At 65.7% G+C, this 12,382-nt stretch carries 11 protein-coding genes; 7 read left to right on the top strand and 4 right to left on the bottom strand.

What is annotated here, in order from left to right:
* Window positions 1-40: 40 nt before the first annotated feature.
* The 4 genes from QU595_RS05785 to hemB all read right to left on the bottom strand — a co-directional run bounded on the left by QU595_RS05785 (window position 41) and on the right by hemB (window position 3,307).
* Window positions 41-517: an RDD family protein gene (locus QU595_RS05785; RefSeq protein WP_315919724.1), complete on the bottom strand. Its 477-nt coding sequence runs from the start codon at window positions 515-517 to the stop codon at window positions 41-43.
* A gap of 82 nt (window positions 518-599) precedes the next feature.
* Window positions 600-974 (bottom strand): DUF423 domain-containing protein, encoded by a 375-nt coding sequence (locus tag QU595_RS05790; protein ID WP_315919725.1) that lies wholly within the window; start codon window positions 972-974, stop codon window positions 600-602.
* A 33-nt stretch (window positions 975-1,007) separates the two neighbouring features.
* Window positions 1,008-2,276, bottom strand: coding sequence for an MFS transporter (locus QU595_RS05795; protein WP_315919726.1), 1,269 nt, complete (start codon window positions 2,274-2,276; stop codon window positions 1,008-1,010).
* The gene (gene hemB / locus QU595_RS05800) at window positions 2,276-3,307 is read right to left on the bottom strand and encodes a porphobilinogen synthase (RefSeq protein WP_315919727.1); all 1,032 of its coding nucleotides are present in this window, start codon (window positions 3,305-3,307) and stop codon (window positions 2,276-2,278) included. The genes QU595_RS05795 and hemB overlap by 1 nt, the downstream gene beginning before the upstream one ends.
* A 147-nt stretch (window positions 3,308-3,454) precedes the next feature.
* On the opposite strand from hemB, the gene QU595_RS05805 reads away from it, so the two are divergent.
* The 7 genes from QU595_RS05805 (at window position 3,455) to glyA (ending at window position 12,262) form a co-directional block, all read left to right on the top strand.
* Complete coding sequence (locus tag QU595_RS05805) at window positions 3,455-4,498, top strand: enoyl-CoA hydratase/isomerase family protein (RefSeq protein ID WP_315920726.1); 1,044 nt, start codon at window positions 3,455-3,457, stop codon at window positions 4,496-4,498.
* Window positions 4,495-4,929: a DUF6163 family protein gene (locus QU595_RS05810; protein WP_315919728.1), complete on the top strand. Its 435-nt coding sequence runs from the start codon at window positions 4,495-4,497 to the stop codon at window positions 4,927-4,929. The genes QU595_RS05805 and QU595_RS05810 overlap by 4 nt, the downstream gene beginning before the upstream one ends.
* Before the next feature lie 201 nt (window positions 4,930-5,130).
* Window positions 5,131-5,646: a transcriptional regulator LdtR gene (ldtR, locus tag QU595_RS05815; protein WP_315919729.1), complete on the top strand. Its 516-nt coding sequence runs from the start codon at window positions 5,131-5,133 to the stop codon at window positions 5,644-5,646.
* Window positions 5,647-5,969: 323 nt separating this feature from the next.
* Window positions 5,970-7,499, top strand: a complete 1,530-nt coding sequence (locus QU595_RS05820) for a glycosyltransferase family 39 protein (RefSeq protein ID WP_315919730.1) — start codon at window positions 5,970-5,972, stop codon at window positions 7,497-7,499.
* A gap of 300 nt (window positions 7,500-7,799) precedes the next feature.
* On the top strand, window positions 7,800-9,047 hold the full coding sequence (locus tag QU595_RS05825; RefSeq protein ID WP_315920728.1) for a murein L,D-transpeptidase: 1,248 nt from the start codon (window positions 7,800-7,802) through the stop codon (window positions 9,045-9,047).
* A 147-nt stretch (window positions 9,048-9,194) separates the two neighbouring features.
* Window positions 9,195-10,835, top strand: coding sequence for a Na+/H+ antiporter (locus QU595_RS05830; RefSeq protein WP_315919731.1), 1,641 nt, complete (start codon window positions 9,195-9,197; stop codon window positions 10,833-10,835).
* A 119-nt stretch (window positions 10,836-10,954) separates the two neighbouring features.
* On the top strand, window positions 10,955-12,262 hold the full coding sequence (gene glyA, locus QU595_RS05835; RefSeq protein ID WP_315919732.1) for a serine hydroxymethyltransferase: 1,308 nt from the start codon (window positions 10,955-10,957) through the stop codon (window positions 12,260-12,262).
* Window positions 12,263-12,382 lie beyond the last annotated feature (120 nt).

Genomic DNA, 12,382 nt, shown 5'->3' on the forward strand with positions numbered 1-12,382 from the left:
CCAAAACCGGCTCCCGCTTCCGGCAGCATGCCCCGATGCGTCAGACGTCCGTGCGCGCCACGACGGTGCCGAGCAGCAGGTCGTGCAAGGTGCGCTTGCGGTCGTTGAACAGCGTCACCAGGAGCACGAGCGGCGTCAGAAGGAAGTTGCCGGCCCAGAACAGCACCGAATGGGCGACGGCGGTCAGGCCGTCGATCCGGCCGCCATCCAGGCGTTCGAGGCGGATGTCCATCATCTTCATGCCGAGCGTGGCCTGGTTCGCGCCGCCGAGCGTGTTCCAGATATAGATCACGGCCACCGCGGGCACGAGAATGGAGAACAGCACCCAGCCGAGCCCGAGCGTCAATATGCCGAGCAGGAAGACCAGGATCGCGAACGGAATCGTCAGCAGGCCGATGACGAGATAGTCGACGGCGCAGGCCACGATCCGGCGCGTGCGCACGCCGGCATAAAGGCGGCGGTCGTCCAGCCGGGAATTGAGGATCTCGCCGTCTATGACGCGGGCGGTGTCGTTCATCTTGCTCCTCTGCGGCCGCAACAGCGCCGGCCGTTTCGAAGGTGACATGGTCCCGCGGGAAGCGGAATTCAAGATCGGCGGCTCATGACGGCCGGTTCGAGCCGGCGAACGCCGATGCCGCCATCGCGAGCCAGCCCGCGATGAGCAAGGTGCCGCCGGTGGGCGCGGCGAAGGCGAACAGCCTGTCGCCGGTGAAGTCGCGCATCAGCAGGTCGCCGCAGAACAGCGTCAGCCCGGCAAGCAGGACGAGCGCGCTCCGGCGCAGGAAACGGTTGGCGCCGAGCAGCCCGGCGGCGAGGAAGGCGGGCGCGTGCATGAGCAGGAAATTCGCCGCCGTGCCGGTAAAGGCGCCGCCCTTGTGCGCGGCCATCGCCGAAAGCGCGACGCCGGCCGCGCCGCAGAGCCCGCCGGCAAATACCAGCAACCTGCTGGAAAGGGGTGTTTCGGCGCTGCCCATGCTCGGCCTTTCACGGATGTGCTTGTAGGGGTTCTAGGATTCGCCTGCCTCGGCAAGCACCGCCTGCTCGTGGCGCGAGCGCACCAGCCAGTTATAGGCTGCGCCGGCCGCCATCAGCAGGCAGGTGCCCAGGAACACGGCGCGCATGCCGAAATGCCCGGCGACGAAGCCGCCCGACACCGGCCCGGCGACCTGGCCGACATATTGCGCCGAGATCGACAGGCCGAGCACATTGCCGCCGACGCCGTCGGGCACGTTGTGGCGGATGACGCTGGTGATCGAGGGCAGCAGCCCGCCGAGCGCCAGCCCCATAAGGAAGCGCAGCCCAACCAGTTGCCAGCCCTGGGTGACGAAGGCCTGCGGGATCAGAAGCAGTGCCGCAGCCGCCAGCGCGCCGACGATCACGTTCCAATGGCCGATGCGGTCGGCGAGCTTGCCGAGCTGCGGCGCCGACAGGATGGCGCCGAGCGCGGCGGCCGACATGACGATGCCCGAAACGAGCGTGACCTGGCTCTGGTTTTCGATGAGCTGCGCGACATAGACGGTGATGATCGGCTCGATCGACATGTTGGCGAACATCAGCAGCATGCCGGTGACCAGCATCGCCGCCACCGGCCGCTTGTCGGGTATCTGCGCCCAGCCGCCCTTCAGCCCGGTCTTCGCGGCTTTCGCCTTGGCGGCGGCATGCGCTTCCGCCGTGCGGTTTTCCTTGACGAGGAACGTCGTCGCCAGGAAAGCGAGGAAGATCACGGCCCCGGAAAGGAAAAAGGTCGCGCGCGTGCCGATCAGCGGCGGCAGGATGCCGCCGACCAGCGGTCCCACCAGCGCGCCGGCGGTGATGCCGGTGGAAAGCACGCCCAGCGCCCAGCCGGAACGCTCCTTCGGCGTCTGCATGGCGACGAGGATCGTCGAGCCGGACGAATAGCCGCCGGCCAGCCCGATCAGCAGGCGCAGGGCCACCAGTTGCCACACGTCCTGCACCAGCCCCATCAGCGACATGCAGACAGCCATGCCGAAGGAGGCGCGCACCAGCATCAGCTTGCGCCCGTAGAGGTCGCCGAGCCGCCCCCAGAGCGGCGCGACCAGTGCCGCGGCGAAGAACGTCGCGCCATAGGCTATGCCGGACCATTGCACGATTGCCGCATGGCCGCTGACGCCCAGTTCCTCGACATAGATCGGCAGGAACGGCAGGAGCAGCGTCATGGCGATCAGCGTCGAGAACGAGCCGCCGAGGCAGACGAAAAGGTTGCGCCGCCAGTGGACGCTGCAGGCGGAGCCGTCGCGCGCCATGGCCTCGGGCATCAGCCCTTCAGCATTTCTGCCACCAGCGGCGCGAAATAGGTGAGCACGCCGTCGCAGCCCGCGCGCTTGAAGGCCAGCAGGCTTTCCAGCATGGCCTTTTCGCCGTCGATCCAGCCGTTGGCGGATGCCGCCTTGATCATCGAATATTCGCCCGACACCTGATAGGCGAAGGTCGGCATGGCGAATTCGTCCTTCAGGCGGCGGATGATGTCGAGATAGGGCAGGCCGGGTTTCACCATCAGCATGTCCGCGCCTTCCGCCAGGTCCTGTTCGGCCTCGCGCACCGCCTCGTCGCTGTTTGCGTGGTCGATGTAGTAGGTCTTCTTGTCGCCCTTGAGCAGGCCCTGCGTGCCGATCGCCTCGCGGTAAGGCCCGTAGAAGGCCGAGGCGAACTTGGTCGCGTAGGACATGATCGCCACGTCGTGGAATCCGTTGTCGTCCAGCGCGTCGCGGATGGCGCCGATGCGGCCGTCCATCATGTCGGACGGCGCGATGATGTCGGAGCCCGCCGCCGCCTGCATCACGGCTGCGGCCGCCACCTGCTCGACGGTCTCGTCGTTGACGATGATCCCGTCGCGCAGGATGCCGTCATGCCCATGGCTGGTGAAGGGATCGAGCGCGACGTCGGTGATCATGCCGATTTCCGGCACCGCCGCCTTGATGGCGCGCGTGGCGCGGTTGATGAGGTTCTCCGGGTCCAGGATCGCCGAGCCGGTATCGTCGCGCAGGCCCAGTTCGACATTGGGGAAGGTGGCGAGCGCGGGAATGCCGAGCTTCGCCGCCCGCTCGGCCTCCTTGACGGCCAGGTCGACCGACAGGCGGAACACGCCGGGCATGGCGTCCACCGGCTCGCGGCGGTTCTCGCCGTCGACGAGGAAGATCGGCCAGATCAGGTCGTCCACGCTCAGCCGGTTTTCCTGCACCAGGCGCCGCGACCAGTCGGCCTTACGCATGCGCCTGAGCCGCCTGCCGCCGGTGATTTCGTTGACGCTGCGCGCGCCGGCAGGCTTTGCGGGGGTGGACTTGTTCATGGCTCGTCTCCGGAATGGCGGGCTTCTAGCACGATGCGCGGCGCAAGACCAATGCGACAAGGTTGGGCCAGCGGCATTGACGCGTCCGGACGCCGCGCTTAGCACTTCGAGGGCGGCATGAGCGCCGGACAGGGATTCTTTTTGGGCATGGATTTTGGCGGCGGCGACGAGATTCGCTTCGAACGGGTCGGCAAGGCCGGCATCGTCACGCTGACGCGCCCGCAGGCGCTCAACGCCGTCACCCATCGCATGGTCGGTGCCCTGGCGAGGGCGCTGGATGCCTGGGAGGCGGATCCGGAAACGGCCGTGGTGCTGATCCGCGGCGAGGGCAGGGCGTTCTCCGCCGGCGGCGACATCCAGCACATCTATGAGGCGGGCAGGGCAGGGCGTCCGCCGGTCGATTTCTTCGCCGACGAGTATCGGCTGAACGCCCGCATCGCGCGTTTCGCAAAACCCTATCTGGCGCTGATCGACGGCATCGTCATGGGCGGCGGCGTCGGCGTGTCCTTCCACGGCTCGCACAGGGTGATGACGGAGAATGGCCGCTTTGCCATGCCCGAAGTCGGCATCGGCTTCTTCCCCGATGTCGGCGCCAGCCACATCCTGCCGGCCCTCGGCGACAGTTTCGGCATGTATCTGGGGTTGACGGGCGAACGCATCGGATCGGGCGACGCGGTGGCCTGCGGGCTCGCCACCCATGCCATTGCCGCAGCCGATCAGGCGGCCTTTACCGACAGGCTCGCCGCCACCGGAAACCCCGACGAGGCGCTACGGCCGTTCTCACAGGCCGTTCCGCGCGAAACCGGCGCCCCGGTACTGGCCGCGATCGCATGGCATTTCGGTCGCGATACGCTGGACGGCGTGATCGAAAGCCTCGAGCACGCCGCGCGGGACGAGGCGTTTGCCGCCCGCACGCTGGCGACGATGCGCCTGCGCTCGCCGACGAGCCTGCATGTGGCGTTTCGCCAGATCACGGCCGGCCGCGGCCTGGCCATGGACGATTGCATGCGCATGGAGTTCCGCATCCTCAACCGCATGCTGGCCGGGCATGATTTCTACGAGGGCATCCGCGCCGCCATCATCGACAAGGACAGGAAGCCGGCATGGCGGCCGGCCAGGCTCGATGCCGTGGCGAAGGCCGATATCGATGCCTATTTCGCGCCGCTCGGCGAGAAGGAACTGGTCCTGTGAGCCAAACCGCATCCCGGCGCGTCGTGCTGGAACCTTCGGCGGTGGAGGTCGCCTTCGCCTGGTTCCAGCGCCTCATGGCGGTCTATTGCCTGTTGTTCGGCGCGTTCTACTGGGTGCGGCTGATCGGCATCTATCCGGGCGTGCTGTGGCGGTTCGATCTGATGCCGGTTCACTGGCGGATCGCCACGGCGACGCTGGCGGTGTTCTTTCCCTTCGCCGCGGCGGGCCTGTGGATGCTGGCGTCCTGGGGGCCGGTGATCTGGTTCATATGCGCGGCGACGGAAACGGTGATGTATGCCGGTTTCCCGCAATTGTTCGGCGTGAACTGGCCCATCGTCGCCGTTCATGCCGTGGTGGCGCTGATCTACCTGATTTTCCGCGTCGTGCTCTATCTGCAGAAACGGCGCGAGCGGCAGGAAATGACCGATTGAAGATCTTGGCGGCAGGTCGCTAAATCTTTAGGTTAATTCTTTGCCTTCGGGTGACCGTTCATTAAGCCTTTCTCGAAACCACTTACCGGTAAGCTCTTGTTAGCCTTGGCGTTTAAGTCGAATTTTATGTGTATTCGATAGTGTCGCGATCAAGGTGAGAAAAACAAAAAATCACCGGGCGACAAACGAGAGGCAAAGACAATGAACAATCCGCGTCCGGCGGCGAAGCCCGCCAATGTATCCGACGACCGCCGTGAGGCGATCCGTTCGCTTTACATGGAATCGCTCCAGCTCGTCGAAAGATTGCACCGCCGTCTGCTCGACGTCATCAAGGACGAGTTCGACCGCAACGGCCGTTCCGACATCAACGCCATCCAGGCGCTGCTCCTCTTCAACATCGGCAATGCCGAACTGACGGCGGGCGAGCTGCGGTCGCGCGGCTACTATCTGGGCTCGAACGTGTCCTACAATCTCAAGAAGCTGGTGGACCTCAACTTCATCAACCATCAGCGTTCGCGCATCGACCGCCGCTCTGTGCGGGTCAGCCTGACCGAGAAGGGCCAGGAAGTGGCCGAGGTGGTCGCAGGGCTCTACGAGCGCCACATCGGCTCGATCGAGCAGGTCGGCGGCATCAACCAGGACGAATTCAAGCAGATGAACCGCGCCCTGCAGCGCCTGGACCGCTTCTGGAACGACACCATCGCCTATCGCATGTAGGCGAAATGGCCGGGCGGTATGTCGCCCGGTTGCCGAAGACGGCTGACGCGCGCGGAAGCGGCGGGCGGTCGGTCGACGGAAGTCTGGACAGGATTGCGGCGTTTCCCGCCGCAGCCGATCTTGCAAACCGTGGCGCCGGCAAGCTGCTTTGCTTTGCCACGGGCATGGGATAAGGACAGCCCCGACGGACGCGACCTGGGCAGGTCCGTCCACATTCCTGCATCGGTTGCCTGGAGAACGCACGAGGCGTTTGTGCCGGGCGTCCGCGAGACGGCGAAACCATGCCGGCGCGGGCCACGGCCGATGCCGAGACGGGGCATGAAATGACGACGACGCAGCTTGCCGCGCCGCGCACAGCAGCAGGGTCCTTGAACGGCGTGGTGGCGCTGGTCTGCCTGAACGCGCTGCTTTGCTTTGCGGTGTTCAGCCTGACGCGGCGATATCTCGATTATTCCGACATGGTCGAGAACTACGCCTGGGGGATTTCCTGGGCGCTCGGCAACAACAAGCATCCGCCCCTGTTCGGGTGGATCGCGGCCGCCTGGTTCGGGATATTTCCGAAGACCGACGGCGCCTACTACCTGCTTGCCGCCGTCAATCTTCTGGTGTCGTTCCTCTTCCTGGCCTTGTCGATGCGGCGGTTCCTGTCGCCGCCGCAACTGTTCGTTGCCGTGGCGCTGACGCTGATGTTCAGCCGTTTCGGCGTGGATGCAGGCTACAAATACAACGCCAACGTCGCGCAATATCCGTTCATAGCCGCATTTCTCTGGGCCGTGCTGAACGGAGTGGAAACCAGGCGGGACCGTTGGTGGGTGCTGAGCGGCGTTTTCGTGGCCGCCGCGGTGCTGTGCAAATATTCGGCCGCGGCGTTGGTGGTGGCCATGGCGGTGGCCGCGTGGATGGTGCTGCGGCCCGATCTGCGCATCGTCCTTCGCGGAGCTGGGATCGCCGCGGCGGTCTCGATCGTGCTGGTCGCGCCGCATGTCTGGTGGGAAATCCGGCATGGCTGGCCGAGCCTGGGCTACATGGAAGCGTCTCACGGCGCCGCGGCAGGCCCTTCGACGGCGGCGGCGTTGCTGGATGCCTTGAGCGGCGCGGCCCAGTATTCCGCATTGCCCCTCGCGGTCTGGATGGCGATCAATCTGTGGCCGGGGGACGGCTGGAGGTGGTCGCCTCGCGAGCGGCCCCGGCAACGGCTCGGCCTTGCCGTCTACGCGGTCTCGTTCCTGATGACCTGCCTGTCGTCCTGGGCGGGAGGCGTCGACACCGTCGCCGCCTGGTTCATCGTGCCGTCGCTGTTCGTCGGCTGGGCAATCGTCGATGGCCTGCCCAACACCCGGCCATGGCCGCTTCTGCGCCGGCGCATGGTGTGGGCCTACGCCTTCTATGCCGTGGCGTTCGCGGCGATCTATGCCGGGCTGGCCCTCTATCCCGGCCGGGGAACGCCGTCGCAAGGGGTCGCCCTGCAGCGGCAGCTCGCGCTCGATGCCGACGCCGCCTTCAAGGCCCGTTATGGCGGGTCCGCCGGCTTCGCGGCGGGGGATTTCCCGTTGCCGTACGCCTTTTCCTTCTACGCGCCCGGCCGCACGCAAAGCCTGTTCTCCAACGATGTGGCGCAATCGCCCTGGATCGACCCCTCGGCCTTCCGGCAGGGTTCGAAAGTAGTGCTGTGCGGAACCGTCGACGGGCCCGGCACGCAGGTGCGCGACGACTGCGTGGCTTCGGCCACGCGGCTGCTCGGAGAGCCCGCATCCGGGCAGGAATTCACCTACACGGTGCCGGGAACCGAAGATGTCGCGGCAAACCGCAGGGTTTTCTCCGTTCTGTTCTATCCGGCTGCCCGGACGGACTAAGCTTCCCGATGGTTCTTTCTTGCAACAGCCGGAACTATTCCGAAAAAAAGGCCATGTTGCCGCCATATTCGCCATGAAAGCGAGAATGAGCGTCTTTGTCCGGCGCGTCCAGGAAGGTGTTCCTGTTCCGGAAGCCTTCCAGGGGAACCTCCCAGGTGCTCGCGCATCCGTCGCGTGATGTGATGCAAGATTTGGGCAGGATATGGTTGGCTGATTGTTAACGATGGCCGCCATAGGATGGGATGGGCCACTGTGAGCCGAACCAATGGGTTGAACCGTTTGAAGATGTCGGGAACGTCGATGATCACCAGCCGCCGCTTTTTCCTTTCCGGAGCAACCGCGCTTGCCGCGAGCCTTGTTGCTGCCCGGGCCAACGCCCAGGATGTCCTCGGTGACATCTTCAAGACGGCCGGCAACTGGGACGACACTTTCGATGCCCGCGCCAACGCGAGCTCCAAGGTGGCCTCGACGCTGCCGATCTTCAGCCCGCAGACGGTGAACTACACCGAGCAGGCGATCGCCCAGTACCAGAACATCGTGGCGCAGGGCGGCTGGCAGCAGGTGCCGGACACCAAGAAGCTGCAACTCGGTGTGTCCGATCCCGACGTGGTGCCGCTGCGCCAGCGCCTGATGGTTTCCGGCGATCTTCCGCAGAGCGCGGGCATCTCGCAGGCTTTCGATTCCTACGTGGATTCCGCCCTCAAGCGCTTCCAGCTTCGCCACGGGCTTCCGGCCGACGGCACGACCGGCAAATACACCTTCGCGGCGATGAACGCGCCGGCGCAGGCGCGCCTCAGCCAGTTGCAGACCAATCTCGGCCGCCTGCGCGACAAGGTCGGCACGCTCGGCGACCGCTATGTTCTGGTCAACATCCCGGCGGCGCAGATCGAGGCGGTGGAGAACGGGCGCGTCGTGCTGCGCCATACCGCCATCGTCGGCAAGATCGACCGCCAGACGCCGATCGTGAACTCCAAGATCAACGAGATCATCGTCAATCCGTACTGGAACGCGCCGGTGTCGATCGTCCGCAAGGACATCATCCCGCTGATGCGCAAGGATCCGAACTACCTCAAGGACAGCCACATCCGCCTCTTCGCTCCGGACGGCAGCGAGGTCGATCCGATGAACGTGGACTGGTCCACCGAGGACGCGGTGAAGTACCGTTTCCGCCAGGACCCCGGCACGATCAACGCCATGGCTTCGGTGAAGATCAACTTCCCGAGCCCGGACGGCGTCTATATGCACGACACGCCCCAGCAGAGCCTGTTCGGCAAGCTGATGCGCTTCGATTCCTCGGGCTGCGTGCGCGTGCAGAACGTGCGCGACCTGGTCACCTGGATCCTGCGCGACACGCCGGGCTGGGATCGCCAGCACTTCGAGGAGACGATCAAGGGCGGCCAGAACACGCCGGTCGCCGTCACCAACCCGGTGCCGGTGCATTTCCTCTACGTCACCGCGTGGTCGACAGGCCCGGGCGTGGTGCAGTTCCGCGACGATATCTACCACGAGGACGGCGTGGATTCGCTTCAGATCACCTCGTCGCTCTAAGCGTCGGAAAGAAAACGGAAAGCCGCCCTTCGGGGCGGCTTTTTGCTTGGTTCGGCAGGACCGGCAAGTGTCCCGGCGCCGCTGGTTGTGCAATTTCTGGTGGAGGGAGCCCTTGGCTCCGCGCCATGCCGTGCTATCGGTGCCGTCATGCAGATTGCCGTCCTGATCTTTGTCCTTTTGATACTGGTCGTGATTTCGGGAGCGGCGTCCCGGCTGGTGCGCGTGCCGCTTCCGGTGCTCCAGATCGCGCTGGGCGCGGCGCTGGCCTGGCCGGTCGGCGGCATCCACATCGCGGTGGAGCCCGAACTCTTCCTGCTGGTCTTCATTCCGCCGCTGCTGTTCCGCGACGCCTTCGCCGCGCCGAAGCGGGAATTGTGGGAACTGCGCCGGCCGATCGTGGCGCTTGCCGTCGGTCTGGTGTGCTTCACGGTGCTGGGGTTCGGCTACGCGCTGCATTGGCTGGTGCCGAGCGTGCCGCTGGCCGTCGCCTTCGCGCTGGCCGCCGTCGTCTCTCCCACCGACGCGGTGGCGGTGTCCTCGATAGTCGACCGCAACTCCGTGCCGTCGCGGCTCATGCATATCCTGGAAGGCGAATCGCTGCTCAACGACGCGTCCGGTCTCGTCATGTTCCGCTTTGCCGTGGCGGCGGTCCTGACGGGCCATTTTTCCATCGCCAGCGCTTCCGCCAGCTTCCTCTATGCGGTCGTCGCGGGCGTGTTGTGCGGCGTGGTCGCGCTTTTTGTCGTCACCAAGTCGCTGAAGCTCATCGGCCGCATCGGCGGGGTGCCCACCGAAGTGCAGGTTATCCTGATGGTGCTGCTGCCCTTCGCAGCCTATCTGATGGCCGAAGCGGTGGAAGCCTCGGGCATTCTGGCGGCGGTCGCGGCCGGCCTGCTGGTCGGGCGCTTCACCTTCATCGGCAATATCAGCGTTGCCGCGCGCATCCAGGCCAATTCCTTCTGGTCGATGCTCGCCTTCATTTTCAACGGCGCCGTGTTCGTGTTGCTGGGTCTGCAGCTTCCCGACATCATCCGGCGCGTTCCTCCCGAGATCAGCAGCCGCCACGCCGTCATCGAGCCGGTCGCGACGATGCTGCTGCTCACCTTGTGCCTCATCGTGCTGCGCTATCTGTGGATCTGGGCGAGCGACACGGGCGCGGTCCTGCTGGCGCGGCTGCGCGGCACCACGGCCCGCCCCTTCGGAGTGCGGGTCCGCCTTGCCGGATCCGTCGCCGGCGTGCGCGGAGCCGTGACGCTGGCGGGCATCCTCTCGCTTCCGTTCGCCTTGCCCGACGGCGCGCCGTTTCCGGCGCGCGACGCGGTCATCTTCCTTGCCGCCGGCGTGATCATATGCTCGCTTCTGCTGGCCAGCCTGACGCTGCCGGTCATCGCCAAGGGTTTGGTCGAGCCCGGCGAAGACACGGCGGCGATCGAGGAGCGGCGCGCCTGGATCGCGGCTGCCGACGCCGCCATCGCCTATCTGGAGGGCATGGCCGCCGTCCAGGACGACGACCCGCAGGCCGAACTGCGCTCCGCCGCAGCCCAGAGCATCATTGCCGGCTACCGCTCGCGCATCGCCACCTGCGATGAAGCCGACGACGTGCGCAAGCAGGCAAGGCAGTCTGCGGAAGTCGAGACGCGGCTGCGCCTTGCGGCGATCAAGGTCGAGCATGAGGTCCTGCGGCAGATGCTGAAGCGCCGCGAGATCAACGACCGCACCATGCGCCGCCTGCAGGGCGAGTTGACCCTGTCCGAGGCGTTGCTGCGCGACCGTAAGTCGCACAGATAGATTCTTCCGCCATCTGGCGCGTCCGGGCCATTAAATTTCGCATCGCGAGCGTGGCGGTGCCGAAGCAAACATGTTAATGGCGCGCCAGTTTTCCTTAGGTCAGCAGGGGATTTTTACAAATGGGATCGACAACCGCGAACGCGCTCGGCTCCTTCTTCGAAACAACGCTTGCGGATGCGGATCCCGATATTTTCGGCGCCATCCGCCACGAGCTCGGTCGCCAGCGCCATGAAATCGAGCTGATCGCCTCGGAAAACATCGTCAGCCGGGCCGTGCTGGAGGCGCAGGGCTCGATCATGACCAACAAATATGCCGAAGGCTATCCGGGCAAGCGCTACTATGGCGGCTGCCAGTTCGTGGACGTGGCCGAGGAACTGGCCATCGAGCGTGCCAAGAAGCTGTTCGGCTGCAATTTCGCCAATGTGCAGCCGAATTCCGGCAGCCAGATGAACCAGGCCGTTTTCCTGGCGCTGCTCCAGCCGGGCGACACCTTCATGGGCCTCGACCTGAATTCGGGCGGCCACCTGACCCACGGCTCGCCGGTCAACATGAGCGGCAAGTGGTTCAAGGTCGTGTCCTACGGCGTGCGCAAGGACGACCACCTGCTCGACATGGACGCCGTCGAGAAGATGGCGCAGGAGCACAAGCCCAAGCTCATCCTGGCCGGCGGCACCGCCTATTCGCGCATCTGGGACTGGAAGCGCTTCCGCGAGATCGCCGATTCCATCGGCGCCTACCTGATGGTCGACATGGCCCATATCGCGGGTCTGGTCGCCGGCGGCATGCATCCGTCGCCGCTGCCGCATGCGCATGTCGTCACCACCACCACGCACAAATCCCTGCGCGGCCCGCGCGGCGGCATGATCCTCACCAATGACGAGGAAATCGCCAAGAAGATCAATTCGGCCGTGTTCCCCGGCCTGCAGGGCGGCCCGCTGATGCACGTCATCGCCGCCAAGGCGGTCGCGTTCGGCGAGGCTCTGAAGCCCGAGTTCAAGGTCTATGCCCAGAACATCGTCGCCAACGCCAAGGCGCTGGCCGAGAGCCTGAAGGAAACCGGCCTCGACATCGTCTCCGGCGGCACCGACAACCATCTGATGCTCGTCGACCTCAGGCCGAAGAACGCCACCGGCAAGCGCGCCGAGGCGGCGCTCGGCCGCGCCAACATCACCTGCAACAAGAACGGCATCCCCTTCGATCCGGAGAAGCCGTTCGTCACCTCCGGCGTACGTCTGGGCACGCCGGCCGGCACCACGCGCGGCTTCGGCCAGGCCGAGTTCCGCGAGATCGGCAAGCTGATCGCCGAGGTGCTCGACGGGCTGAAGGCCGCCAATTCGGACGAGGGCAACGCTTCGGTCGAGGCCGCGGTGAAGGCCAAGGTGGTGGCGCTCACCGACCGCTTCCCGCTCTATCCCTATCTGGGCTAAGCGGCCGCACTCGCAATTCGGCCTCCGCCTCGCTATCTCATTGTGGCGGGGCGGAGGCAACGCTCCCCGGTTGGGCCGGAACGTTCGGCTGCATTTGCGGCAAGGCGGACCTTGCGCCGC

Origin of the sequence: Mesorhizobium sp. SP-1A (genome assembly GCF_032460275.1) — a bacterium.
Taxonomy (GTDB): Bacteria; Pseudomonadota; Alphaproteobacteria; order Rhizobiales; family Rhizobiaceae; genus Mesorhizobium.

What these genes read in the sequence shown, in the direction of transcription:
- QU595_RS05785 (WP_315919724.1), bottom strand. Translation starts at nt 517, where the DNA reads ATGAACGACACCGCCCGCGTCATAGACGGCGAGATCCTCAATTCCCGG.
- QU595_RS05790 (WP_315919725.1), bottom strand. Translation starts at nt 974, where the DNA reads ATGGGCAGCGCCGAAACACCCCTTTCCAGCAGGTTGCTGGTATTTGCC.
- QU595_RS05795 (WP_315919726.1), bottom strand. Translation starts at nt 2,276, where the DNA reads ATGCCCGAGGCCATGGCGCGCGACGGCTCCGCCTGCAGCGTCCACTGG.
- hemB (WP_315919727.1), bottom strand. Translation starts at nt 3,307, where the DNA reads ATGAACAAGTCCACCCCCGCAAAGCCTGCCGGCGCGCGCAGCGTCAAC.
- QU595_RS05805 (WP_315920726.1), top strand. Translation starts at nt 3,455, where the DNA reads ATGGATTTTGGCGGCGGCGACGAGATTCGCTTCGAACGGGTCGGCAAG.
- ldtR (WP_315919729.1), top strand. Translation starts at nt 5,131, where the DNA reads ATGAACAATCCGCGTCCGGCGGCGAAGCCCGCCAATGTATCCGACGAC.
- QU595_RS05820 (WP_315919730.1), top strand. Translation starts at nt 5,970, where the DNA reads ATGACGACGACGCAGCTTGCCGCGCCGCGCACAGCAGCAGGGTCCTTG.
- QU595_RS05825 (WP_315920728.1), top strand. Translation starts at nt 7,800, where the DNA reads ATGATCACCAGCCGCCGCTTTTTCCTTTCCGGAGCAACCGCGCTTGCC.
- QU595_RS05830 (WP_315919731.1), top strand. Translation starts at nt 9,195, where the DNA reads ATGCAGATTGCCGTCCTGATCTTTGTCCTTTTGATACTGGTCGTGATT.
- glyA (WP_315919732.1), top strand. Translation starts at nt 10,955, where the DNA reads ATGGGATCGACAACCGCGAACGCGCTCGGCTCCTTCTTCGAAACAACG.